The organism is Achromobacter sp. NCFB-sbj8-Ac1-l (assembly GCF_052695805.1).
In genome coordinates this window covers 6,374,242-6,399,255 of the sequence record NZ_CP199812.1, presented here as the reverse complement: position 1 = coordinate 6,399,255, position 25,014 = coordinate 6,374,242, and the positions used below count along the sequence as shown (strand labels likewise).

General features: G+C 64.0%; 22 protein-coding genes. 12 read left to right on the top strand and 10 right to left on the bottom strand.

Annotated features, from left to right (window positions below; genetic code table 11):
- The first annotated feature begins 403 nt into the window (after positions 1-403).
- The 5 genes from rpmH (at position 404) to ACUDP5_RS29380 (ending at position 4,786) form a co-directional block, all read left to right on the top strand.
- Positions 404-538, top strand: a complete 135-nt coding sequence (gene rpmH / locus ACUDP5_RS29400; RefSeq protein ID WP_006228069.1) for a 50S ribosomal protein L34 — start codon at positions 404-406, stop codon at positions 536-538.
- A 115-nt stretch (positions 539-653) separates the two neighbouring features.
- A complete protein-coding gene (locus tag ACUDP5_RS29395) occupies positions 654-1,025 on the top strand; it encodes a ribonuclease P protein component (RefSeq protein ID WP_025140407.1) in 372 nt (123 codons plus the stop codon).
- Complete coding sequence (gene yidD, locus ACUDP5_RS29390) at positions 1,022-1,345, top strand: membrane protein insertion efficiency factor YidD (protein ID WP_081821741.1); 324 nt, start codon at positions 1,022-1,024, stop codon at positions 1,343-1,345. The genes ACUDP5_RS29395 and yidD overlap by 4 nt, the downstream gene beginning before the upstream one ends.
- 48 nt (positions 1,346-1,393) lie before the next feature.
- Positions 1,394-3,082 carry a membrane protein insertase YidC gene (gene yidC / locus ACUDP5_RS29385; RefSeq protein WP_263915312.1) on the top strand — a complete coding sequence of 563 codons (1,689 nt, stop codon included), beginning with the start codon at positions 1,394-1,396 and terminating at the stop codon, positions 3,080-3,082.
- A 258-nt stretch (positions 3,083-3,340) separates the two neighbouring features.
- The gene (locus ACUDP5_RS29380) at positions 3,341-4,786 is read left to right on the top strand and encodes a catalase (protein ID WP_263915311.1); all 1,446 of its coding nucleotides are present in this window, start codon (positions 3,341-3,343) and stop codon (positions 4,784-4,786) included.
- Between the two features lie 263 nt (positions 4,787-5,049).
- Here ACUDP5_RS29380 and ACUDP5_RS29375 read toward each other — a convergent pair whose 3' ends face one another.
- From ACUDP5_RS29375 to ACUDP5_RS29340, 8 genes are all read right to left on the bottom strand, one after another.
- A complete protein-coding gene (locus tag ACUDP5_RS29375) occupies positions 5,050-5,979 on the bottom strand; it encodes a PLP-dependent cysteine synthase family protein (RefSeq protein WP_445657876.1) in 930 nt (309 codons plus the stop codon).
- A 273-nt stretch (positions 5,980-6,252) separates the two neighbouring features.
- A complete protein-coding gene (locus ACUDP5_RS29370) occupies positions 6,253-7,161 on the bottom strand; it encodes a TauD/TfdA dioxygenase family protein (RefSeq protein WP_445657875.1) in 909 nt (302 codons plus the stop codon).
- Positions 7,162-7,415: 254 nt separating this feature from the next.
- Positions 7,416-8,618 (bottom strand): M20 aminoacylase family protein, encoded by a 1,203-nt coding sequence (locus ACUDP5_RS29365; protein WP_445657874.1) that lies wholly within the window; start codon positions 8,616-8,618, stop codon positions 7,416-7,418.
- Positions 8,619-8,738: 120 nt separating this feature from the next.
- Positions 8,739-9,758: an oligopeptide/dipeptide ABC transporter ATP-binding protein gene (locus tag ACUDP5_RS29360; RefSeq protein ID WP_263915307.1), complete on the bottom strand. Its 1,020-nt coding sequence runs from the start codon at positions 9,756-9,758 to the stop codon at positions 8,739-8,741.
- On the bottom strand, positions 9,755-10,765 hold the full coding sequence (locus ACUDP5_RS29355) for an ABC transporter ATP-binding protein (RefSeq protein WP_445657873.1): 1,011 nt from the start codon (positions 10,763-10,765) through the stop codon (positions 9,755-9,757). The genes ACUDP5_RS29360 and ACUDP5_RS29355 overlap by 4 nt, the downstream gene beginning before the upstream one ends.
- Positions 10,766-10,776: 11 nt before the next feature.
- Positions 10,777-11,697, bottom strand: a complete 921-nt coding sequence (locus ACUDP5_RS29350; protein WP_025140395.1) for an ABC transporter permease — start codon at positions 11,695-11,697, stop codon at positions 10,777-10,779.
- A complete protein-coding gene (locus tag ACUDP5_RS29345; protein WP_025140394.1) occupies positions 11,694-12,668 on the bottom strand; it encodes an ABC transporter permease in 975 nt (324 codons plus the stop codon). Before ACUDP5_RS29345 ends, ACUDP5_RS29350 begins: the two co-directional genes overlap by 4 nt.
- A 22-nt stretch (positions 12,669-12,690) precedes the next feature.
- Positions 12,691-14,277: an ABC transporter substrate-binding protein gene (locus tag ACUDP5_RS29340; protein ID WP_263915305.1), complete on the bottom strand. Its 1,587-nt coding sequence runs from the start codon at positions 14,275-14,277 to the stop codon at positions 12,691-12,693.
- A 115-nt stretch (positions 14,278-14,392) separates the two neighbouring features.
- Here ACUDP5_RS29340 and mnmE point away from each other — a divergent pair, with 115 nt between their 5' ends.
- Both mnmE and ACUDP5_RS29330 read left to right on the top strand, forming a co-directional pair.
- The gene (gene mnmE / locus ACUDP5_RS29335) at positions 14,393-15,745 is read left to right on the top strand and encodes a tRNA uridine-5-carboxymethylaminomethyl(34) synthesis GTPase MnmE (protein WP_263915304.1); all 1,353 of its coding nucleotides are present in this window, start codon (positions 14,393-14,395) and stop codon (positions 15,743-15,745) included.
- A 7-nt stretch (positions 15,746-15,752) separates the two neighbouring features.
- A complete protein-coding gene (locus tag ACUDP5_RS29330) occupies positions 15,753-16,217 on the top strand; it encodes a GNAT family N-acetyltransferase (RefSeq protein WP_263915303.1) in 465 nt (154 codons plus the stop codon).
- A gap of 223 nt (positions 16,218-16,440) precedes the next feature.
- Here ACUDP5_RS29330 and ACUDP5_RS29325 read toward each other — a convergent pair whose 3' ends face one another.
- Positions 16,441-17,832 (bottom strand): ClcB-like voltage-gated chloride channel protein, encoded by a 1,392-nt coding sequence (locus ACUDP5_RS29325; RefSeq protein WP_445657872.1) that lies wholly within the window; start codon positions 17,830-17,832, stop codon positions 16,441-16,443.
- Between the two features lie 492 nt (positions 17,833-18,324).
- Between ACUDP5_RS29325 and ACUDP5_RS29320 the strand changes: the two genes are divergently transcribed.
- The 5 genes from ACUDP5_RS29320 to ACUDP5_RS29300 all read left to right on the top strand — a co-directional run bounded on the left by ACUDP5_RS29320 (position 18,325) and on the right by ACUDP5_RS29300 (position 23,661).
- Complete coding sequence (locus ACUDP5_RS29320) at positions 18,325-19,002, top strand: response regulator (protein ID WP_263915301.1); 678 nt, start codon at positions 18,325-18,327, stop codon at positions 19,000-19,002.
- 97 nt (positions 19,003-19,099) lie between these two features.
- Entirely contained in the window at positions 19,100-20,476 is a 1,377-nt protein-coding gene (locus ACUDP5_RS29315; protein WP_445659231.1) for a sensor histidine kinase, read from the top strand.
- Between the two features lie 111 nt (positions 20,477-20,587).
- Complete coding sequence (locus ACUDP5_RS29310; protein ID WP_445657871.1) at positions 20,588-21,586, top strand: Bug family tripartite tricarboxylate transporter substrate binding protein; 999 nt, start codon at positions 20,588-20,590, stop codon at positions 21,584-21,586.
- A 114-nt stretch (positions 21,587-21,700) separates the two neighbouring features.
- Positions 21,701-22,138, top strand: coding sequence for a tripartite tricarboxylate transporter TctB family protein (locus ACUDP5_RS29305; RefSeq protein ID WP_263915299.1), 438 nt, complete (start codon positions 21,701-21,703; stop codon positions 22,136-22,138).
- Positions 22,135-23,661, top strand: a complete 1,527-nt coding sequence (locus ACUDP5_RS29300; RefSeq protein ID WP_263915298.1) for a tripartite tricarboxylate transporter permease — start codon at positions 22,135-22,137, stop codon at positions 23,659-23,661. Before ACUDP5_RS29305 ends, ACUDP5_RS29300 begins: the two co-directional genes overlap by 4 nt.
- 73 nt (positions 23,662-23,734) lie before the next feature.
- On the opposite strand, the gene ACUDP5_RS29295 is transcribed toward ACUDP5_RS29300, so the two are convergent.
- On the bottom strand, positions 23,735-24,901 hold the full coding sequence (locus tag ACUDP5_RS29295; protein ID WP_445657870.1) for a pyridoxal phosphate-dependent aminotransferase: 1,167 nt from the start codon (positions 24,899-24,901) through the stop codon (positions 23,735-23,737).
- Positions 24,902-25,014: the final 113 nt, after the last annotated feature.

The following is a 25,014-nucleotide window of genomic DNA, read 5'->3' as shown; positions in this document are numbered from 1 at the left end:
GTCGCTCTTATTCAAACCTCGATTCTACCTTGCCTGGGCATGGGTTATCCACAGGGTAGGGCATAAGCCTGCACATGCCGCCCCCTTAACTGTTTGACAAGACAGGGAAAACTTGCTGAAATGGTGGGCTTTTCCGAATTCTGTCTGTCAGAAGGTTTCGCAGAAGGCCCGGTATCACCGCGAGCGCTACACTGGCGTTCGCCTGGAATCCTGGCCTTGCTGAATAGGTCGCCCGGGGAATCCCCGGCCCCAAGCCCCGTCTACAAGTCTGTTTTTGCTGGCGTTTTTGCACTTCACGTGCCATGACGCGGCAGAATCGCTTACTAGATACCCGCTTTGGATCTGCGACCAGGAACCCTCCGGGCAGGTCCCTTCTGACTTTTGTTCTTTTTGTGGATCGTCCATGAAACGTACCTACCAACCTTCCGTTACCCGCCGCAAGCGCACCCATGGCTTTCGCGTGCGCATGAAAACCCGCGCTGGCCGCGCCATCCTGAGCGCCCGCCGCGCCAAGGGCCGCAAGCGTCTGGCCGTCTAAGTCCCGCGTTTCCGGTCTTTTGCCGGAAGCCTGACTTTTTTTGCACGGACCGGCCATATTGCAAGACCTCTCGCAATCCCGTCCCGGTTCCGCGCAAACGCCTGACCCGCAGTCCATGCCGCGCTCCACGCTTCCCCCGGAGGCGCGGCTGCATCGCCCCTCCGAGTTCGCCGCCGCCCTCAAAGGCCGGCGTCTTGCCCGAGGGGCGTTTTTCGTTGTGAGCGCCGCTCCCAACGATCTGCCTCCCGGCCAGGACGCCTGTGCCCGCCTGGGCCTGGTGATCGCCAAGCGGTTCGCCGCCCACGCCACCACGCGCAATGCCTTGAAGCGGGTCATCCGCGAGGCGTTCCGTCACCGGCGCCTGGCGCTTCCGGCAAAAGACTACGTCGTGCGGCTGCACTGCAAGGTGGCGCCCGCCACGCTCACCGCGCTCAAACGCGCGGCCAGGGCCGAAGCGGACGCTCACTTCGAGCGGATCGCGCGATGAACGGCCCATCCCCCCGGCAGGCAAGCCGTCCGCGACGCGGGCGATCCGTGGGGGCCGCAATACTCATTGCCCCGATCCGGTTCTACAGGTTCTTCCTGAGCCCCTGGATCGGCCGGCAGTGCCGCTTTACCCCGACCTGCTCGGCGTACGCGATCGAGGCGATCGAACGCCACGGTCCCTGGCGCGGCTTCTGGCTGATGGTCCGGCGCATCGGCCGGTGCCATCCCTGGACGCCCGGCGGCTGGGACCCGGTTCCGCCGGCCAAGGGAACCAACGGCGGCGCTTGCTGCTCCCATGGCCACCGCACCGAGCACGATTGACGCTAAACTGGCGGGCTTTGCTGGCCCGTATTCACTTCAGTAGGCACCATGGATATCCGACGAACCGTCCTCTGGATGATTTTTTCCTTCTCGCTGTTGCTCCTTTGGAACAACTGGCAGATCCATAACGGCAAGCCGTCGTTGTTCGGGGGCCCCACGCCCGCGGCCAGCACGAGCGCCAACGGCACGCCGGCCGCCGCGAACAACGCGACGCCTTCGGTGCCCAATGCGCCCACCGCCGCCAGCGCTCCCGCGCCTTCGGCCGTGCCGGGCGCCGCCACGCCGGCCCCGACGCGCTCGGAAGAAGTCGTCATCACCACCGACGTGCTGCGCCTGACATTCGACACGCTGGGCGCCCAACTGGTGCGCGCCGAGCTGCTGAAGTACCCGGCCACCGGCCAACCCGACAAGCCCACCGTGCTGCTGGATCGCGCCGCAGGCCTGAACTACGTCGCGCAGACCGGCGTGGTCGGCGCAGGCAACGGCCAGAGCTTCCCGACGCACCAGACGCCTTTCCGCGTCGTCTCCACCGATCGCCAGCTCACCGGCGACAACCTGGACGTGACGTTCGAAGCCGAATCCGGCGGCGTCAAGGTCACCAAGACCTTCACCCTGCATCGCGGCCGCTACGACATCGACGTGCGCCACGACCTGGCCAACGTCGGCGCCGCCCCCGTGACGCCCGCGCTGTACCTGCAGCTCGAGCGCGACGGCAACGACCCGGCCGACACCTCCAGCTTCTATCACACGTTCACCGGCATCGCCGTCTACTCGGAACAGGACAAGTTCCAGAAGATGACCTTCGCCGACATCGAAAAGAAGAAGGCCAACTACATCAAGCAGACGGACAACGGCTGGATCGCCGTGGTCCAGCACTACTTCGCCACCGCCTGGGTGCCGCCGCAAGGCAAGCCGCGCAGCAACGAAGTGCTGGAAGTGCAGAAGAACCTGTACGCCGCCCGCACCATCGAAGCCGTTGGCGAAATCGCCCCGGGCGCCGCTGCCCGCGTCGATTCGCACCTGTGGGTCGGCCCGCAAGACCAGAAGGCCATGGCGGCACTCGCCCCCGGCCTGGAACTCGTGGTCGACTACGGCTGGCTGACCATCATCGCCAAGCCGCTGTTCACGCTGATGACCTGGCTGCACTCCATCCTGGGCAACTGGGGCTGGACCATCGTCGCCCTGACCGTGCTGATCAAGGCCCTGTTCTACCCCCTGGCCGCCGCCAGCTATCGCTCGATGGCCCGCATGAAGCAGGTCGCCCCGCGCCTGCAGGCCCTGAAGGAAAAGTACGGCGACGACAAGCAGAAGCTCAATGCGGCCATGATGGAGATGTACCGCACCGAAAAGATCAACCCGCTGGGCGGCTGCTTGCCGATGGTGGTGCAGATCCCGGTGTTCATCTCGCTGTACTGGGTGCTGCTGGCCAGCGTGGAAATGCGCGGCGCGCCCTGGATCCTGTGGGTTCATGACCTGTCGATCCGCGACCCGTTCTTCATTCTGCCCGCCATCATGATGGCCACCATGTTCCTGCAGATCAAGCTGAACCCGACGCCCCCGGACCCCGTCCAGGCCAAGGTCATGATGATCATGCCGCTGGTGTTCGGCGGGATGATGTTCTTCTTCCCGGCCGGCCTGGTGCTCTACTGGTGCGTCAACAACACCCTGTCTATCGCCCAGCAGTGGTCCATTACCCGCGCCATGCAGCGCAAGGCAGAAGCCGCGGCCAGCCGCTGATCGCTTCGCGCCACGAAAAACCGGCCTCCTGAGGCCGGTTTTTTTTCGCCTGCGTTCAGGCGACGACGGGGTGCATGCCGCACCAACGATAGTTATTTTCAATCAAATTTACTAGTTCAATCAACTTCACAGTGGAAACATAGACCCCTATGATGTGTCGGAGATATTCCCCGGCCGGCTATGTCCGGGGCGGTATCCATCACGTTGCGCGCGCCGGCCCAGTCGCCGCGCATTCCAGGAATTACGTAGGGAGTTGCCATGACCGACAAGAAGCCTCTGACCACCGCCTCTGGCGCCCCGGTGGCCGACAACAACAACACGCTGACCGCGGGCCCACGGGGCCCCGCGCTGCTGCAAGACTTCTGGCTGATCGAAAAGCTCGCCCATTTCGACCGGGAACGCATCCCGGAACGCGTCGTGCACGCCAAGGGTTCGGGCGCCTACGGTACCTTTACCGTCACCCACGACATCTCGCGCTACACCCGCGCCAGCATCTTCTCGAAGGTGGGCAAGCAAACCCCGCTGTTCCTGCGCTTTTCGACCGTGGCCGGTGAACGCGGCGCGGCCGACGCCGAACGCGACGTGCGCGGCTTCGCCATCAAGTTCTATACCGACGAGGGCAACTGGGACCTGGTGGGCAACAACACGCCGGTATTCTTCATCCGCGACCCGCTCAAGTTCCCCGATTTCATCCACACCCAGAAACGCGACCCCAAGACCAATCTGCGCAGCGCCACCGCCGCCTGGGACTTCTGGTCGCTCAGCCCCGAATCGCTGCACCAGGTCACCATCCTGATGAGCGACCGCGGCATTCCCGCCAACCTGCGCCAGCAGCATGGCTTCGGCTCGCACACCTTCAGCTTCGTCAACGCCAACGGCGAACGCTTCTACGTGAAGTTCCACTTCAAGTCGCAGCAAGGCATTGCCTGTCTGAGCGACGAGCAAGCCGCGCAAGTGGTGGCCCACGACCGCGAAAGCTCGCAGCGCGACCTGTTCAACAACATCGAACAGGGCAATTTCCCGAAGTGGACGCTGAAGGTGCAGATCATGCCCGAGGCCGAAGCCGAGACCTACCACATCAACCCGTTCGATCTCACCAAGGTGTGGCCGCATGGCGACTACCCGCTGATCGACGTGGGCGTGCTGGAACTGAACAAGAACCCCGAAAACTACTTCGCCGAAGTCGAGCAGGCCGCCTTCACGCCGGCCAACGTGGTGCCGGGCATCGACTTCTCGCCGGACAAGATGCTGCAGGGCCGCCTGTTCTCGTATGGCGACACGCATCGCTATCGCCTGGGGATCAACCACCACCAGATTCCGGTGAACGCGCCGCGCTGCCCGTTCCACAGCTACCACCGCGATGGCGCATCGCGCGTGGACGGCAATGCCGGCGGCACGCTGAACTACGAGCCCAACAGCGCCGGTGAATGGAAGGAAACCCCGTCGGCCGGCGAACCGCCGCTGGCGCTGGACGGCCAGGCCGCGGCCCGTTGGAACCACCGCGTGGACGACGACTACTACTCGCAGCCGGGCGCCTTGTTCCGCCTGATGACGCCGGCGCAACAGGAACTGCTGTTCGGCAACATCGGCCGCCACATGGCGGACGTGCCCGAGGAAATCCAGCGCCGTCAGCTGGAGCACTTCCGCAAGGCCGATCCGGCCTATGCCGCGGGCGTGGCCAAGGCGCTGGGCTTGAAGCTGTAACGCACCAGCACGGATGCCGCGCGGTGTTGACTGCGTGGCCCTGGCGGGCGGCCTTCGGGCCGCCCGTTTTCATTGCTGCCTTGCCGTTTGGCGCCGAAAGACTCCGAAAATCCCTGCCAGCGACTTATCCCCAGAGGGTGGGGTGGAAAGTTATTCTTTTTTATCCACAAGCCTTTCACAGGCAATCCACAGGACTTTCACAGGGATATCCACAGCTTCGGCCGACATTGACCCGATATTGCGTTGAATCGGGTATCCCAGGCCTAATACTTCAAGCCGGTGTCGCACAACACGGTAGCCACCGTCGCGTCCGGCCGCAGCCGTCCGGACTGCAACAGCTTCACCGCCGCGCACACGTTGGCCGCGGCCGAAAACCCCACGTACAGCCCCTCGCGCACGGCCAGCAGGCGGCGCCAGTCCTCGGCCTCGTCATCGGTTACTGCCAGGCTCAGGTCCATCAGCGTGGCATCCCAGTGGGGCGGCACGGCGCCGTAGCTGGTGCCCTGGATCACGTGGCGAGCCTTCATGACGGGCGCGCCGGCCAGCACTTCGCTGCCCTGCGGCTCGACCGCCGCGCACACGGTCGCCGGATTGGCCGCCTTCAATGCGCGCGCCACGCCCATGAACGTGCAACCCGTGCCTACGGCTGCGACCCAGCCATCCGGCGCACTACCCAATTGATCCAGGATTTCCCGGCCCGTGCCCGCTTCGTGCGCCGCAATGCATTCGACGGCGTTGAACTGGTCCACATAGAAGCCGCCGCGTTCGGCCGCGATGCGAGCCGCGACATCAGCGGCGGCCTGCACGTCGGCACCGGTGACCTGCCCGGGGGCGCCATCCACTTGCGCCACCAGCACCACCTCGGCGCCCAGGCCTTCCAGCATGCGGGCGCGGGCAGGGCTGTTGCCGGCAGACATCGTCACCACCAGCGGGTGCCCCAGCGCGGCGCAGGCCACGGCCAGACCCGCCCCCATGTTGCCACTGGTCATTTCCACCACCGGCATCCCCGGCTGAAGCCGGCCATCCGCCCGCGCGGCCAGCAGAATGGCGCGGGCAGCACGGTCTTTGACGCTGCCGCCGGGCTGCAGGAATTCCGCCTTGGCGACGATGCGCCCAGGGCCGTCGTGAATGCGGCCCAGGGTTACCAGCGGGGTATTGCCGATCAGGTCGATCGAGGAAGTGGCAAGCAGCATATCGGTCCCGGAAAGCTCGCGCGGCTGGCTCCGCGGTGGCACGGGCCAGGATCACGAGCGACGAGACCTATTGTAGAGAGGCGGACACCGCGGGCAGATTGGCCTGACCCGCTTGGGCGGCGCTTGCCGGCGTAGGTGAGGCGAGGGCGACAAGGGCGAGCGCCAACGCCAGGCCGGCGCCGGTCGCGGTGCGGACGAGCCGTTCACGTAGATCAGGAGAGAGACGCATGGCGGTCCTTGTGGATAAGCAGGGTGGCGAAAAACGGTCCGATGTCAGACCGGCACATCGCCTTCGATGGTGGTGCGGTACAGCTTGCGGCGCAGATGGTCGGGCGTGCCGCCGGCCAGGTGGATCAGCGAACGGTTGTCCCAGAACACCAGGTCATGCGGCTGCCAGCGGTGGCGGTACAGATGATCCGGCCGGATGCTGTGCGCAAACAGTTCGTCCAGCAGTTGCCGGCTTTCGTCTTCCGGCAGGCCTTCGATGCGGGTCGTGAAGCCTTCGCTGACGAACAGCGCACGGCGTCCGTTCTCCGGGTGCGTGCGCACGACCGGATGCACCACTTCCTGCACCTGCGCCACCTGCTGCGCGCTCAGGTTGGGGCGCCAGTTGCCTTCCTTTTGCAGCTGGCCGTACTTGGCCAGGTAGGAATGCACCGCACGCTTGCCCTCAATGGCGCTGCGCAGCGCCGCGGGCAGCGTGTCGTAGGCCAGGTGCATGTTGGCGAACAGCGTATCGCCGCCTTCAGCCGGCAGCTCCTGCGCATGCAGCAGCGAACCCAGGCTAGGCAGTGCCTTGTACGAGATGTCCGAATGCCAGTACTTGCCGGCATCGCCCAGACCGACAGGCCTGCCGTCTTCGACGATGTTGGACACGATCAGGATTTCAGGGTGTCCGGCCAGATGGAACTGGTGCAGCACGTGAATCATCAGGCGGCCAAAGCGGCGGCTGAAATCGATGTGCTGCTGCGGCGTGATGCGCTGGTCGCGAAACACCAGCAGATGATGGTCCAGATGCGCCTGGTGCACCCGCGAAAAATCGGCCGATGTCAGCTCGCGCGACAGGTCCAGGCCGATGATCTCCGCGCCAACCGGGCCCGGCAGGGGCCGCAGCTCGAACGTCTGCGATTGGGCGGCGGCGGGGCTGGCCTCCACACGCCGCAGGGCATTGCTCTGGGACATCGATCGCTCCGGTTCGCAAGGCGGCAATACCGCCCGCGCTGGCTCTGCGATCCGCTCACGGGCGGATCAGGAATGATCGATTATGGAAAGCGCGCCTTGTATCTCAAACGAAGATATCGGCGTTTGAACAAAGCTTCCCGTCATATAGAAAAGCCGCCCGGGGGAAGGTGGGCGGCTTCATGTGCTGCACGCATAAGCTAATAGCGCTTATGGCTGAACGGCAGAGCGAATCCGCCGCCAGGATGCGAGGAAAATCACTTCTGCGCGGGCAGGAAGGCCTCGACCAGCTTGACCCAGTACGTCGCGCCCACCGGCAGCAAGGCATCGTTGAAGTCGTAGTTGGGGTTGTGCAGCTGGCACGGCCCCATGCCGTGATAGCTTTCCATGCGGTGATCGCCGTCGCCGTTGCCCAGGAACAGGTACGTGCCAGGCAGCGCTTCCAGGAAGAAGGAAAAGTCTTCCGCCCCCATGAACGGCGGCATTTCGCGCACCACGTTCTCGGCGCCGAAGGCGTCTTCGGCCACCTGCGCGGCAAACGCGGTTTCATTTTCCCAGTTCACCAGCGGCGGATAGGCGCGCACGAAATCCAGCGTGCCGGTGCCGCCGTACACCTGCGGCAGCGTCGTGGCAATGCGGCGCATGTCGGCCTCGATCTTGTCCAGCACCGCCACCGAATAGGTGCGCACGGTGCCGCGCAGCACGGCTTCGCCGGGAATGACGTTGTAGGCGTCGCCCGCGTGGATCTGCGTGATCGACAGCACGGCCTGCTCCAGCGGATCCTTGCTGCGCGAGATGACGGTCTGCAGCGCATGCACCATGTCGGCGGCCACGATGATCGGGTCGACCGACGCGTGCGGCTGCGCGGCATGGCCGCCCACGCCCTTGATGACGATGTCCCAGCGGTTGCTGGACGCCATGGTGGGGCCGGAGCGGAAACCGAACTGGTTCACCGGCATGCCCGGCATGTTGTGGATGCCGAACACGGCATCGCACGGAAATCGATCGAACAGCCCGTCCTGCATCATGGCGCGCGCGCCGGCATTGCCGCCTTCTTCGGCGGGCTGGAAGATGAACACCACCGTGCCATCGAAATTGCGATGCTTGGACAAGTACTGGGCCGCACCCAGCAGCATCGTCGTGTGGCCATCGTGGCCACAGCCATGCATGCGGCCGCTGATGGTCGACTTGTGCGCGAAGCGGTTGTGTTCGGGCATGGGCAGCGCATCCATGTCGGCGCGCAGGCCTACCGTCTTGCCGCCGTTGCCGCCACGCAAAACCCCCACCACGCCGGTTTTCCCCAGCCCGGTGTGCACCTCCAGCCCCCACTCGCGCAGGCGCTCGGCCACCAGGTTCGACGTGCGCGTTTCCTGGAAGGCCAGTTCGGGATGGGCGTGGATATCACGGCGCAGGGCGGTCAAATCGCCGTGGACGCGTTCGATTTCGGCTAGGGTTTTCATGGCTGTGGATAAGCTGGAGGTGGAATGTCGGTTCGAAAAATGCAACGTCTGTGCAGACACACTATCGCAGAAATTCTCGCGCTGGCCACCCGCCGCGTCCAGCCCTGTTACGGATGAGGGTCAGCTCGCGTCGTTCAGATGGCAGGCGCTGAACTGCCCCGGCGCGATCTCGCGCAGCAGCGGCCGCTCGGCCTTGCAGCGCGCCATCGCCTGTGGACAACGTGGGTGGAACGCACAGCCGCTGGGCGGATCCAGCGGCGACGGGAGTTCGCCCTTGATAGGCTGGTAACTGCGGCGCCCGGGCGTCAAGGTGGGCAGTTCCTTCAGCAGCGCCTGCGTGTACGGATGGTTGGCGCGCTGGAACACCATGTCGGTCGGCGCCAGTTCGACCACGCGGCCCAGGTACATGATGGCGACGCGATCCGAAATATGGCTGACCACGCTCAGGTTGTGGCTGATGAACAGGTACGTCAGGTCCAGGTCGTCGCGCAGTTGTTCGAACAGGTTCAGCACCTGCGCCTGGATGGACACGTCCAGCGCCGCTACCGCCTCGTCGCAGACGATCACCGATGGCTTGAGCGCCAATGCCCGCGCGATGCCGATGCGCTGGCGCTGGCCACCCGAGAATTGATGCGGATAGCGCTGCGCAAAGCTTGGGTCCAGCCCGACCTGGCGCATCAGGCCTGCCACGTACTCGGCCTTGTCGCGGGCCCGTATCAAGCCATGTGCCACCGGCGCCTCGCCGATGATCTCGCGCACCCGCATGCGCGGGTTGAGCGAGGCGTACGGGTCCTGGAAGATCATCTGCACGCCCAGCTCGTAGGCGCGCCGCTGCTGTCCTGTCATGGCCTTCACGGCCTGGCCCTGGTAGTGCACCTCGCCGGAAGAGGGCGGCAAGATGCCGGACACGATGCGGCCCAGCGTCGACTTGCCGCAGCCCGATTCGCCGACGATGCCGATCACCTCGCCCGGCTGCACGTCCAGGTCGACCCCGGCCACGGCGTGCACGACTTGCGTCTTCAGGCCAGCCCCCAACAGGTTGGCGATGCGTCCGGCCAGGTCCACCGGTTGCGTGAATCGCAACTCCACACCGCGCAGGGACAGGATGGGGGCGGCGGCGCCGCGTTCTGCTGCGCTCATTTGATGTCAGGGTCTCCGGCATGCCAGCAGCGCACCCATTGCGCCGGGTGGACTTCAACAGGCTGCGGCTCGACCAGACAGGCGTCGCTCGCACGCGGGCAACGCCCCCGGAACGCACAGCCTTGCGGCAGGTTGAGCAAAGATGGCGTCATGCCGGGAATCGGCACCAGCGGACGGCCACGCGATTCGGGCGTGGGAATCGACGCGATCAGGCCATGTGTGTACGGGTGCATCGGGTGACTGATCACGTCCTGCGTGCTGCCGGTTTCCACCACGCGGCCGGCATACATGACCGACACGCGATCGGCCAGGCCCGCCACCACCGCCAGGTCATGCGTGATCCAGATCAGGCCCGTGCCGGTCTCGCGGCACAGCTTCTGCACTTCGAACAGAATCTGCCCTTGTATGGTCACATCCAGCGCCGTGGTGGGCTCATCCGCGATGATCAGGCGCGGTGAATTCAGCAGCGCAATCGCGATCGCCACGCGCTGGCGCATGCCACCGGACAACTGATGTGGATAAGCGCGCAAACGTTCCTGCGGCGACGGAATGCCGACCATCGTCAAGGTCTGCAACGCCCGGTCGCGGGCCTGGTCGCGCGACACCTTGTGATGCGCCTGCACCGCCTCGATCATCTGCGTATCGACGCGCAGCACCGGGTTCAGCGTCATCATCGGATCCTGGAAGATCATGGCGATCTCCTGGCCGCGCAGCTGCCGCCAGCGCGCCGGCGATGCGCCGCGCAGGTCTTCGCCATTCAAGCGCAATTCACCGTCGACGATGCGGCCCGGCTCGTCCAGCAGGCCCATCAACGAAAAGCCCGTGATGCTCTTGCCCGATCCCGACTCGCCCACCAGCCCCAGGATCTCGCCCTCGGCCAAGGTCAGGTCGACGCCATCCACCGCCTTCACCACGCCGTTACGCGTGAAGAAATGCGTCTTCAGTCCGTGCACCTGCAGCACGGGGCCTGGCGTGGCCAGCGGCTTTTCCACAGCTTGGGTCTGCATCGCGTCCGCCCTCAATTCGCGTGGCGCGGGTTGAGCACATCGCGCAGGTGGTCGCCCACCAGGTTGATGGCGATGATGGCCAGCGCCAGCGCGATGCCGGGAAAGAACGAAATCCAGTATTGACCCGACAGCAGGTATTCGAAGCCGTTGTAGATCAGCATGCCCAACGACGGCTCGGTCACCGGCACCCCCACGCCCAGGAACGACAGCGTGGCTTCCAGCGCGATGGCGTGCGCCAGGTCGATCGTGGCGATCACGATGAGCGGCGGCATACAGTTGGGCAACACATGGCGAAACAGCACCCGGCCCCACGACAGCGACATGCAGCGCGCCGCCTCGACATATTCCTTGCCGCGCTCGACCAGCGCCGCGCCGCGGGCCGCGCGGGCAAAGTAGGCCCACTGCACCACGATCAGCGCGATGATCACCTTATCCACACCTTTGCCCAGGATCGCCAGCAGCATCAACGCCACCAGGATCGCGGGAAACGACAGCTGGATATCCACAATCCGCATCAGCAGCGCGTCGATGCGGCCGCCAAAGTATGCGGCGATCAAGCCCACCGTGGCACCAATGCCGAAGGCCGCCAGCACCGACACCGTTGCCACCATCAGGCTGGTGCGCATGCCGTACAGAATGGCCGACAACAGATCGCGCGCCTGGCCATCGGTGCCCAGCCAATAGCGCATGGCGCCATCGCCGCTTTCGCTGCCGGGCTTGAGCTTGGAATCCATGATGTCCAGCGACGCCAGGTCGTACGGATTCTGCGGTGCGATCCACGGGGCCAGCAGCGCCGCGCCGACGATCACCACCAGCATCACCAGGCCCAGCGTGGCCAGCTTGCTGGCAAAGAAGTCCGCCACGAAGCGGCGCCAGGGCGTCTGCTCCTTGGCCGCGGCGGGCGGCGCGCTTGCGGTCGCGGGCGTATTCATCGGCGGCTATCCAGGCGTACGCGGGGGTCCAGCACCGTATAGATGATGTCCACCACGAGGTTCAGCATGACAAGGAAAAACACGATCAGAAGCAGATATGCCACCACCACCGGGCGGTCCAGGTTGATGATGGAATCGATCAGCAGCTTGCCCATGCCCGGCCACGAAAAGACGGTCTCGGTCACCACGGCAAACGCCATCACCTGCCCGAATTCCAGACCCGCCACCGTGACCACGGGAATCAGGATGTTCTTGAGCAGGTGCACGCCCAGCACGCGCTTTTCCGACAAGCCTTTGGCGCGCGCGAACTTGATGTAGTCCATCGGCAGCGCCTCGCGGGTGGCCGCCCGCGTCACGCGGATGATCATGGCGCACTTGGCGAATGCGATGGTGGCCGCCGGCAAGGCCAGGCTGAGCCAGCCATTGAGCGTCAACACGCTCAACTGCAGCGACCCGATGCTGACCGTCTGGCCGCGACCGCCCGCCGGCACCCAGCCCAGCATCACCGCGAACACCATGATCAGCATCAAGCCGACCCAGAAGTTGGGCAACGAGAAGCCCAGCACCGAACCCGTCATGATGGCGCGCGAACCCGGCGCCTTGGGCTTGAGCCCGGCCAGGATGCCCAGCGGCACGCCGATCAGCACCGACAGCAGCATGGCCACACAGGCCAGCTCGACGGTGGCCGGCATGCGCTCGAGAATCAAGTGCATGGCCGGCTCGCCGGTCAGGAAGCTGTTGCCGAAATCGCCGCGCACCGCCTGGCCCATGAAGATCAGGTACTGCCGCCAGAGCGGCAGATCCAGGCCCAGTGACGCGCGAATGGCGGCGCGTTGCGCTTCGGTAGCCTCCGGGCTGGCCAGCATCGATACCGGGTCGCCCACCATATAGATGCCGGCGAACACCAACGCCGACATCACCAGCATGACGACGATGGTTTGCAGCAGCCTTCGTACGATTGTCGCTAACACGGGAACCTGCCCAACGACTGCATTACTTCTTCAGCGTCGCGAACTGCGCCAGCGTCACCTGGTCAGGGCGGCCCTGGTAGCGGATGTCGTTCTTCATCGCCCAGACCGACAGTTCGAAGTGCACCGGCAGCATCGCGTAGTCGTCCATCGCGATATTGCTGGCCTGCGACAACAGTTCCGCACGCTTGGCGTCATCCATCGTGGACGAAGCTTCCTTCACCAGCTCGTCCATCTTCGGATTCGAATAGCGGCTGCGGTTGGTGGTGCCCAGGCCCGCTTCGGGATTGCGCGTCACCAGCAACGACGTCAACGCATTGGACATCTCGCCGCTGGTCACCGACCAGCCCGCCAGATAGGCCGAGAACGCATAGCTGTCGCGGTTCTTGAAGAACACCGGCGGCGCCATCGCATCCACGCTGGTCTTCACGCCGATGCGCGTCCACATCGACGCAATGGCCTGCGCCACCTTCGAATCGTTGACGTAGCGGCCCGACGGCGAGCCCAGCGTGATCGAGAAGCCGTTGGGATAACCCGCTTCTTTCAGCAGCGCTTTCGCCTTTTCGACGTCAGCCTTGGGCGCCTTGGAATGTTCCTTGCTCGATCCGAACATGGGGTAGGGCAGCAGGTTGCCGGCCGGCAATGCCACGCCGCCCATCACGCGTTCCACCAGCGCTTCACGGTTGATCGCCAGGGACAGCGCTTCACGCACGCGCTTGTCCTTCATCGGATTCTTGTCGGTGCCCTGGATGCCAGGCGAGGGCTCGGCATACTGATCCAGCGCGACGTACACCACACGTACCGACGGCGTCTCTTCGACGTACAGCTTCTTGTCGCCCTTCAGCTTGGGCAGGTCATCGGTTGGGGGATCCTCGATCATGTCGACGTCGCCGGCCAACAGCGCCGCCACGCGCGCCGCGGCATTGCTGATCGGGCGGTAGATCACCTTGTCCCAGGTCGGCTTCTTGCCCCAGTAGTTCTCATTGCGCGCCAGCACGAATTCCGCGCCGCGTTTCCACGACACGAACTTGTACGGGCCGGTGCCCACCAGGCCATCGCCGCTGTTGAGTTCCGTCGTCGTCTTGCCTTCGGCTGCCGGCCCCGATGCGGCCTTCTTGGACATGATCGGCAATTGCGCCAGGTTCACGAGCAGGTTAGGCGCGACTTCCTTGGTGGTCACGCGCAGCGTCATCGGATCCACGGCTTCCGTCTTGGCGACAGACCCCAGATACAGCGTGAACGGCGACGGGCTGTTCGGCACCTTGGGTACGCGGTCATACGTGAACACCACGTCTTCGGCGGTGAACGGCGTGCCATCCGAGAATTTCACCCCGGGGCGCAGCTTGAACGTCCACACCTTGCCGTCCACGGTCCAGGACTCGGCCAGCGCCGGCACGGGCTTGAGCTGGGCGTCGGTCGCGACCAACGTATCGAAGATGGTCTGGGAGATCTGCGTATTCGGCGTCAGCGCGTGGTACTGCGGATCCATCGACGACGGCTCGGTTTTCAGGGCAATCACCAGATCGCGCGCCAGCGCCGAACTGAAGGTGCCGAAAGCCAGCAACACCGCGGCCGAACCGCAGGCCAACGCACGCGAAAACCGATATGCCATCGTGATCTCCCTGAGCTGTTTTGGGTTTTAAACCTCGGGGCCACCTTAACCAGCAAACAAGCCGCCGCGCAACAGTTATATTCCCCTATTGTTCTCGCTTAGCCTTGTCCCTGATATGTCTGTCCACGCCCCCATCGCCGCCATTGCAACCGCCCCCGGAAGAGGCGGCATCGGCGTCGTGCGCGTTTCTGGTGCGGACCTGTCCGAATTGGTGCGCCGCCTGTTCCAACGCGATCTCACGCCGCGTCATGCCCATTACCTGCCATTCAAATCGCAGGACGGCGAACTGCTCGACGAAGGCATTGCGCTGTACTTCCGCGCGCCGCACTCCTATACCGGCGAAGACGTGCTGGAACTGCAGGGCCACGGCGGCCCCGCCGTGCTGCGCCGCGTGCTGGAAAGCTGCCTGGCCGCGGGCCGCGACCTGGGCGCTCGCCTGGCCGAACCCGGTGAATTCACGCGCCGCGCATTCCTCAACGACCGCATGGACCTGGCCCAGGCCGAAGCCGTCGCCGATCTGATCGAGGCCTCGTCGGTGGCGGCTGCCCGCGGCGCCATGGCCTCGCTGTCCGGCGAATTCTCGGCCCACGTCAACGATCTGTCCGAGCGCATCATTCACCTGCGCATGCTGGTCGAGGCCACGCTGGATTTTCCCGAAGAAGAAATCGACTTCCTCGAGAAATACCAGGCCCGTCCCACGCTGGAAAAACTGGCCGACGACCTGAACCGCCTGATCGCCCAAGCCCGCCAGGGCGTCATCCTGCGCGAAGGCCTGCACGTCGTGTTGGCCGGCCAGCCCAACGTCGGCAAGTCCAGCCTGCTCAACGCCCTGGCCGGCGACGACATCGCCATCGTCACGCCCATTGCCGGCACCACGCGCGACAAAGTGGTGCAGCAGATCCATATCGACGGCGTGCCGCTGCACATCGTCGACACCGCCGGCCTGCGCGAAACCGACGACACCGTCGAAAGCATCGGCATCGCCCGCACCTGGCAGGAAATCGAACGCGCCGACGTCATCCTGCACCTGCAGGACGCCACCGCCCCCGGCGACGAACTCGACGCCCAGATCACTGCACGCCTGCCGCCGCGCACGCCTGTGCTGAAGGTGTTCAACAAGGTCGACCTGTTATCCACAGCCTTCACGCCCGGCCCCGGCGAACTTGGCATCTCCGCCAAGCGCGGCGCCGGCCTGGACGCGCTGCGCGCCGAACTGCTGCAGATCGCCGGCTGGAACCCCGGCGCCGAATCCCCCTGGCTGGCCCGCGAACGCCACCTGCACGCCCTGCAGGACGCCGCCGAACACCTGGCCCTGGCCGCGGAACACGCGGAACAGGACGACCGAGTGCTGGACCTGTTCGCGGAAGAACTGCGGCTGGCGCATGACAGCCTGTCGAGCATCACGGGGAAATTCACCAGCGACGATCTGCTGGGGGAGATCTTTTCCAGCTTCTGCATCGGGAAATAGCCTATTCATGATTTCGGCCACGCCCCACCGCATCCGCCACGCCACCGCCGACGACCTGGCCGTCATCGAACGCATCGTCCACGACGCGTATCGCCCGTACATCGGCCGCATCGGCGCGACGCCGGGCCCGATGCGTGACGACTACCGCCAACGCATCTCGCAAGGCCAGACGCAAGTGCTGGAAGACGACACCGGCGTGCAGGCCGTGCTGGTGTTGGTGCGCGAGCCGGACTGCTTTCTGCTCGACAACGTGGCCGTGTCTCCGGCCGCGCAAGGCAAGGGGTATGGACGCGAACTGATGCAGTGGGCCGAAATTCAAGCGCGCCAGGCGGGCTATCGGCAGATACGGCTTTACACGCAGGAATCGATGACCGAGAACATCGGTATGTATCAACGCTATGGCTACGTTGAAACGCATCGCGCCGAAGAGATAGGCTTGAAGCGCGTGTTCATGAGCAAGTCGTTGCGATGAGACCCCTCTCAATAAATGAGTAATTACTCATTTACTTGAAGATCATAAACGCGCATGAATCATGCGCGTTTATGATCTTCAACTCTTAAAGCCAAGAAAAATAGCGATGGATTCGACGATATCGCTTTCATCATTTCTCGGGCCATCATAACAATATGAGCTTTTACTCATAAAAAACAAAAGGGGATTCCTTATGAAAAACCCCTTTATTCAAGTACTTTTATCAAGATTCCCCAAGCTTGTCGGCACGCAGTGACGGCGCTGCATGGATCTGTTCCCGAGCGATCCGATTGCTGGCCAACGACTTGGCATACACCGAATCCGGCCGAATTTTCTGCGCAATGACAAAGCCCGTAATGCAGGCGAGCATCAACGGCAGCATGACCTCGTAGCTCAACGTCATCTCGAAGATCATCAGTATCGACATCAGCGGCGCATACGTCGTGGCTGCGAGCAGCGCCCCCATGCCCACCACGGCATAACTCGACACGGCAGACAGGTCACCCGCGGGAAACAGCGCATGCAACCCGCTGCCATAGAGGGCGCCGACCGCCGCCCCCACGAACAGCGTCGGCGTGAACACGCCACCGATTGCCCCCGAGCCCACGCTGGCGCCGGTGGCCACGATCTTGAACAGCAGCACCGCCGCCACCGCCTGCCAGGCCCACTCGCTGTGCAGCATGCTGTTCACCACGCTGTAACCGTTGCCCCAGACTTCGGGCTTGAACACCGACAACGCCCCCACCACCAGGCCGCCGGCCGCCATGCGGGTCCACAGCGGCAATGGCATACGCCTAAACAGTGCCTTCGACGCATCCAGAAAACGCAGGAATTGCGGCGCCACCAGGCCGGCGATCAGGCCCAGCCCCAGGTAGTTGATGACTTCCCAGCCCGATACGAAGTCGAACGGCGGCATATGGAAAACCGCGTCGTAGTGCAGGATCTGGCGGGTCACGATGTTGGCGACCACCGACGACACCACCAGCGGAACCAGGGTGGCCGACGAAATCGCGCCGTAGACGATTTCGGAAATGAACAAGGCGCCGGCAATCGGCGCGTTGTACGCCGCGGTGATCCCGGCCGTGGCGCCGCAGGCCACCAGCAGGCGCAGATGACGCGGCGGCAGCACCAGGTAGCGGCCGGACAATGAAGAGAACATCGCAGCCAGCTGCACCATGGGGCCTTCACGGCCGATCGATGCCCCGGAACCGATTGAAAACAAAGAAGAAATGCTGCGCGCCACGGTCTGCCGAAAACCGATGACACCGCGGCCGATGGAGATCGCTTCCATATAGTCAGCGGCGCCGCGCCTGGGCAGCCGGCTGGCCGCCCATTGCAGGATCAGCCCGGCAATCGCCCCGCCCACCGCCGGCAGCAGGAATCGTTGCCAGGTGGACAAGCCTCGGGCCAGCGAGACCATGCCGTGCGGTTCGTCCACGCCGCCCAGCAGCATCTGGATGCCGCCCAGCAATTCTCGAAATATCACGGTGGCCAGTGCGCCCGCCAGTCCCATCAATGCCGCCGCGCACAGTGTGGCGGGCAAGTTGTCGGCCAGCAAACGGCCTCTCAGCCAGGTCGCCCAGGCCGGTTTCTTGATTCGAATTTGTCGTGGCATGGCCGGATTCTACGGCGGAAAGCTGCTCACTTTTTGTTCAGGCAACCGTCAACCACTGAAGGGACTCCTCCCCTGGCGAGGCCGATTTCCCAAGCGCTTCCAGGGCCCTTTCCGAGGCTGGAAAGGGGCGAAAACCAGGGTAGGCAATGGGCTGTTTTTCGGGGTAAAAGTGCCGCTTCCGGCCCGGGCTTTCAGAAAAGGGCCTGTGGATAACTCCTAAGGCGGCAGGTTGTGCACATTGTGTGGAGGCAAGTTGAACAAGCGGGGGTTTTGGGCCGGGTCCGAAATCTTGTCCAACTTCAACTTTTTTCCCACACAGAGTTCTTGCACAGCCAAAAACGCTCGCAAGCTCATGAAAAAGAAAGGGTTTCCAAGGTTAAGGTAGTTATCCACAGGCCTTATTAATCATTAGTCTTTATATAAAGAGAAATACAGGGAAAAGACAAACATGCTTTCTCCTAGCTCCCAGCCACGCCCCCCCGGACTCCGTCCATGCGCATCCTCCTGATAGAAGACGAAGCTGAACTTGCTCGCTGGTTGGCCAGAAGCCTGGCCCGACATGCGGGTTTCGTGGTCGAGTGGGCAGATGACGGCCTGGTTGCCGAAAGAAGGTTGGCCGTCGAAGAATTCGATGCGGTCGTGCTGGACTTGGGATTGCCAGGCATGGATGGCCACACTTTGCTGGCGAAGATTCGCGCGCGGGACGACCGTACGCCGGTGCTGGTCCTGACCGCGCGCGATTCATTGGCCGAAAAAATCGGGACGCTTCACCAGGGCGCAGACGATTTCCTGCCGAAACCGTTTGTTGTGGAAGAGTTGGAAGCGCGTTTGATCGCGTTGGTACGACGTAGCCGAGGTCGCGAACATCCGCGACTTGCCCTGGGAAACCTGGTTTTCGAGACTTCCGCGCAAAAATTTTCGGTCTCGGGACAGACTTTGCAGTTATCCCCACGTGAACATGCGGTCCTTCGGGTCCTGATCCAGAAAAGCGGCGAACCCATCAACAAGCAACAGATCCTGGATCGGATCGTGACCGACGATGCCGACATCAACCTCGAGGCCATCGAAGTACTTGTGCACAGGTTGCGCAAAAAATTGGCGGAAACAGGCGTGCAGATCACGACCATGCGCGGCATGGGCTATTGCCTGGAGAACGCTGTTGACAACTAGTTTTCCGGAAAAAACCCGGTTTTCCAGGAAAAAAAGCCGTACCCGGACCCTGAAGACCCAGCTTCTCTGGTGGCTGATTCCCACACTGGTTTTCGTAATGATGGGTGCCTTGTGGCTGTCGAACCACCAGCTGCGCAACCAGGTCGACATTGCCTACGATCGCTCGCTGGCTGGCGCGCTGCGCGCGATCGACCACAACATATCCACAGCCAGCGGTGGATTAGCCATGGAGCAGCCATACCTGATGCTGGAATTTTTCGAGCTGACGGCCAATGGCAGCGTGTTCTACCGGGTGGCGACCGAAGACGGGCTGGCCGAAATCGGCCATCCCGGGCTGCCCATGCCCATGCAGCCGCTGATTTCCGGGGAACCGCAGTTTTTCTATGCGTCGTATCTGGGCACCCCGGTCCGGGTCGCCGCGCTGGCGCGGGCGATGGATCCGCCGCTCTACGCGAACAAAGGGGGACGGGTTATTGTCCAGGTCGCCGAAGGCCTGGAAAGCCGCCAGGCGTTCCTGCACCAGGTGCTGGTGCGGTCGGTAGAGCGTGACCTGGCGGTGATCCTGATCAGCGTCCTGGTGATCGTCCTGGGCGTTTTCATGGCGTTGCGCCCCCTGGCACGGCTGAGGCAAGAACTGGAAAGGCGTCCTGCAGACGATTTAAGCCCCGTCAGCGCGTCCGACCTGCCAGGTGAGGTCCTGCCCCTGGTGGGCGCCGTAAACCTCCACATGGCCCGCTACGCGGCCCAGGCGAGGGTCCAGAGTCAGTTCCTGGACGACGCCTCGCACCAATTGCGCACGCCGCTGTCGGTTTTGCGTACCCAGACCGCCTATGCCTTGCGGGAAACATGCCCTCAGGAGGTCCGTACAGCCCTTCTGGCGATGCAGGAGGGGTTGGACAGGGCAGTACGCACCACCAACCAGATGCTGGCGCTGGCGCGCGCTAAAGACGCTTCCCTGGCCGAAGGGGGCTTTTCGCTGGAACTGGTCGACCTGGCCGAGCTGGCGGATGGGGTGATCCGCACCTTGCTGCCGACCGCCCGGGCGCGGCAGTTGGACATCGGCCTGGAGGCCGAACCAGGCCCTGTGGTGGTCAGCGGCGCCGACTGGCTGCTGCGCGAAGCGGTCAGCAACCTGGTTGACAACGCCATCCGCTACACCGCGCCCGGCGGAATGGTCACCGTTTTGGTTCGCAGGCAGGCCAACCAGGCCCACTTGGCGGTGGAAGACAGCGGCCCGGGCATGTCGGCCGAAGATATCGCCCGAGCCGGCGTCCGCTTTCGCCGCGGCGTGGCGGGCAAGAACAAGCCCGGCGCGGGATTGGGGTTGGCCATTGTCGTCACCATCGCCCAGGTTCTGGGAGCCCGCCTGGTGCTGGAGAACCGTGCCCCCTTGCCGGGACTGCGCGCGTCCCTGGTGTTTTCCCTGGAATCCGACGCCGATGTTGCGTCGCATCAGGAAAATGGCGGTTTTTGAAAGGTGTTAGAAAGCTTCGGTTTTGTACGGTTGCATCCGCTGGACCCGCCTTGCCGCACGTCGCCGGGGTAGCCAGCCATACCTAGACCTATAAATCACGGAGACGCAAGAATGCAGACCAGCCTGAAGCTGCGCCTGGCCGCCGTTGCGGCGCTTGGCGCGATTACCCTGTCCCTGGGAGCCGCCCATGCGGCCGACGAGCCCCGCCGCCCGGAATGCATCGCACCGGCCCAGCCCGGCGGTGGTTTCGACCTGACCTGCCGCCTGGCCACCGAAGGCTTGAAGCAAAGCGGCGCGCTCAAGAGCGCCATGCGCATCGTCTACATGCCCGGCGGCATTGGCGCGGTGGCCTACAACAACATCGTGGCGCAGCACCCCAACGAGCCCGGCACCATCGTGGCCTTCTCGGGCGGCTCGTTGCTGAACCTGGCGCAGGGCAAGTTCGGCAAGTACAACGTCAACGACGTGCGCTGGCTCGCGGCCATCGGCACCGACTACGGAGTGGCCGTGGTGCGCAACGATTCGCCCTATACCGACCTGAAGGGCCTGATGGACGCGTTCAAGCAGGACCCGACCAAGATCGTGCTGGGCGCCGGCGGTACGGTGGGCAGCCAGGACTGGATGAAGGCGGCATTGACCGCCAAGGCGGCCGGCGTCGATTTCAAGAAGATGCGCTTCGTGGCCTTTGAAGGCGGCGGCGAGGCCGTCACGGCCTTGCGGGGCGGCCACATCCAGGCCTACATGGGCGATGCGGCCGAAGCCTTCACCATGCTCGAGGGTGGCGCGCCCATTCGCGTGCTGGCCGTGTTCAACGACCAGCGCCTGCCGGGTAAGCTGGGCACCGTGCCCACCGCCAAGGAACAGGGCTACGACATCGTCTGGCCGATCATCCGCGGCTTCTATGTGGGGCCCAAGGTGTCGGATGCCGACTACCAGTTCTGGGTGACCGCGTTCAATCGTGTCACCAGCGCCCCCGAGTTCTCCAAGCTGCGCGAACAGCAGGGCCTGTTCCCCTTCAACAAGACGGGCGCCGACCTGGATGCCTACGTGAAGCAGCAGGTCAAGCAGTACGCCGAACTGGCCGACTCCTTCGGCCTGGTCAAGAAATAAGCCGCAAGGCATTCCTTACGACCGCGCCTGCAGGCGCACCCCGCTGCCGCCGGCCCTGCCAGCGGCCGGGGCGGGCTTGCGCCGCGCGGTCCTGCTACCAACGGAAAACTGATCATGAACGATCGCATCCTGGGCATCGCCGCGCTTGCGCTGGCGGCCTTCATGACGTGGGCGGGGTGGGGCATTGAAGCGCCGTTCGCCTACGAACCGGTGGGGCCGCGCGCGTTCCCGCTGCTCTTGGCATTGATCATCGGCCTGTGTGGCCTGCGACTGGCCTACAAGGGCGGCAACCCCGTCGAGGCCAACCCGGCCGGCGCCAATGTGCGCATCGTGATGATGGTGCTGTTCGCCACGGCGTACGCGTTTCTCTTCCAGTGGCTCGGCTTCATCATCGCCACGGCGTTGATGACCGTGTTTGTCGGCCGCCTGTTCGGCGGCGGCTGGGTCAAGTGCGCCATCGGCGGCATCGTCATGAGCGCTTTCTTTTTCGTGCTGTTCGACAAGGTGCTGGACGTGGTCCTGCCCGGCGGGCTGCTGGAGAACCTGATATGAGCGGAATTCTTGATCACCTGTCGATGGGCTTTGGTGTTGCGTTCTCTTGGACCAACATCCTGGTGGCGGCCATTGGCTCGTTCTTCGGCACCATGGTGGGCGTGTTGCCCGGCCTGGGGCCGATCAACGGCGTGGCGATGCTGATCCCCATCGCGTTTGCGATGAACCTGCCACCCGAGACCGCGCTGATCCTGCTGGCGGCGGTGTATGTCGGCGCGGAATATGGCGGCCGCATCACCTCGATCCTGATCAACGTGCCGGGCGAGGCCAGCGCCATCATGACGACGCTGGACGGTTATCCGCTGGCACGCCAGGGCCTGGCCAACGTGGCCTTGTCGCTGTCGGCATGGTCGGCGTTCTTTGGGGCGTTGGTGTCGGTGGTGGGCGTGGTCCTGCTGGCGCCGACCTTGGCCAAATGGGCGTTGGCATTCGGCCCTGCCGAATACTTCGTGCTGATGATCTTCGCGTTCTGCTGCCTGACCAGCCTGCTCGGCAAGCAGCCCGTGAAGGGCGTGCTGGCCGCGATGATCGGGCTGTCGATATCGGTGATCGGCGTGGACGCGAACTCGGGGGTATACCGCTATACCTTCGAATCCGTGCACCTGGCCGACGGCATCGATTTCGTGGTGGTGGTGATTGCCTTGTTCGCGGTCAGCGAAATGCTGGAGATGCTGGAAAAGGTAATGGCCGGGCATAGCGTCGAAGTCAAGTCCAGCGGCCGCAAGATCTTCAATCTGAAAGAGATGGCTTTCACCTGGTGGAGCGTCGTGCGCAGCGCCTTTGTGGGCTTCGGCGTGGGCGTGCTGCCCGGCGCTGGCGCCAGCGTGGCGGCCGCCGTGGCGTACTCGCAAGAGAAGCGCATCATCGAGGCCAAGGACCCGGACGCCAAGTTTGGGCGCGGCGACATGCGCGGCCTGGTGGCGCCGGAAGCGGCCGCCACCGCATCGGCCATCGGTTCGTTCGTACCGATGCTGACGTTGGGCGTGCCGGGATCCGGCACCACCGCGGTGATGATGGGCGCGCTGACGCTCTACAACATCACGCCGGGTCCGGTGTTGTTCGAATCCAAGCCCGAACTGGTGTGGGGGCTGATTGCTTCGCTGTTCGTGGCCAACGTGCTGCTGTTCATCATGAACGTGCCGCTGGTGCGTGTGTTCTCGAAGGTGCTGTCGGTGCCGGGCTGGCTGATGGTGCCGGGCATCCTGTGCATCAGCTACATCGGGGTGTATGCCATCAATGCCGGGACGTTCGACCTGGTGCTGGTCGCGGCCATCGGCACGCTGGGCTACCTGTTGCGAAAATTCGGTGTGCCGATGGCGCCGTTGGTGCTGGGCGTGGTGCTGGGCAACATGATGGAACAAAACCTGCGCCGCGCCTTGTCGATGACCGACGGCAACGTGTCGGTGCTGTTCTCCAGCCCCGTCGCGATTGCGTTGTGGGTGGCTGCCGGTGCTGTGGTGGTGGTGCCGCAAGTCATGCGCCGCGTGCGACGGGCCAGGAAGAATGCTGCCGAGCCGGTGTGAGGTGTGCGGCGAGAAGTGCTGCGCGAATGAAAAAGCCCCTTGCGGGGCTTTTTCTGCATGACATCGAGCGTGATCAGACTTGCGCCAGGCGGTCCAGCGCCGCATCCAGTGTGGCGTCCTTCTTGGCGAAGCAGAAGCGCACGATGCGGTGGTTGGATTCGGGCGCATCGGGCTTTTGGTAGAAAGCCGAAACCGGAATCACCGTTACGCCATGACGCACCGTCAGGTCGCGCGCGAAATCGGCTTCGCTTTGCTTGGAGATGTCGCTGTAATCGGCCAGCATAAAGAACGTGCCGGGGCTGGGCAGCGGCTTGAAGCGCGTCTTGGCCAGGCCTTGCGCCAGGCGGTCGCGCTTGGCTTGATAGAAGGCGGGCAGGTCGAGGTAAGGCTTGGGATCGCGCATGAATTCGGCCAGGGCGAATTGCATCGGCGAGGGTACGGTGAACACCATGAACTGGTGCACCTTGCGCAGTTCGGCGCTCAACTGGCGCGGCGCGCAGCAATAGCCGATCTTCCAGCCGGTGGTGTGGTACGTCTTGCCGAATGAGGAAATGACGAAGGCATGTTCGGCCAGCAGCGGACGACGCGCCACGCTGGCGTGCGGTTTGCCGTCGAACACGATGTGTTCGTAGACCTCGTCGGACACCAGCAGCACGCCGGTGTCGCGAACGATGGCTTCCAGCGCGTCCAGGTCGCTTTCGTCCAGCACTGCACCGGTGGGGTTGTGCGGGAAGTTCAGCATCAACAGGCGCGTCCTGGACGTGATGGCGTCGCGCACACGCTGCCAGTCTATGCGGTAGTAGGGGTCGTCGGTGGTGGGGGCGCGTAGCGGCACCGGCACGGCCGTGCCGCCGGCCAGGCGAATGGCGGGCAGGTACGAGTCGTAGCAGGGTTCGATGACCACGACTTCGTCGCCACTGTTCACGGCGGCCAGCACCGTGGCCATGAGCGCCTCGGTGGCGCCGCTGGTCACGGTGATCTCGGTTTCGGGATCGTAGGCGCGGCCATACAAGGCCTGTGTCTTCGCGGCAATGGCTTCGCGCAGCGGTGCCACACCGGGCATGTAGGGATATTGGTTATGGCCGTCGGCCATGGCCTTGCTGACCAACGCACACAGTGCCGGGTCGGGATCGAAGTCGGGAAAGCCCTGGCCCAGGTTGATGGCCTTGTGCTCGATGGCCAGGCGGCTCATGACGGTGAAAATGGTGGTGCCGACGTCGGGAAGTTTGGATCGGATCATGGTGGACGCGAAGGTGAACGCTAGGTATGCACGGGAGTTTTCGTAAGTATCCCACTAACTCATAATTCCGGTTTCTCATGAGCTTATGGCGTGGACGGTGTCGTGGTGCAGAA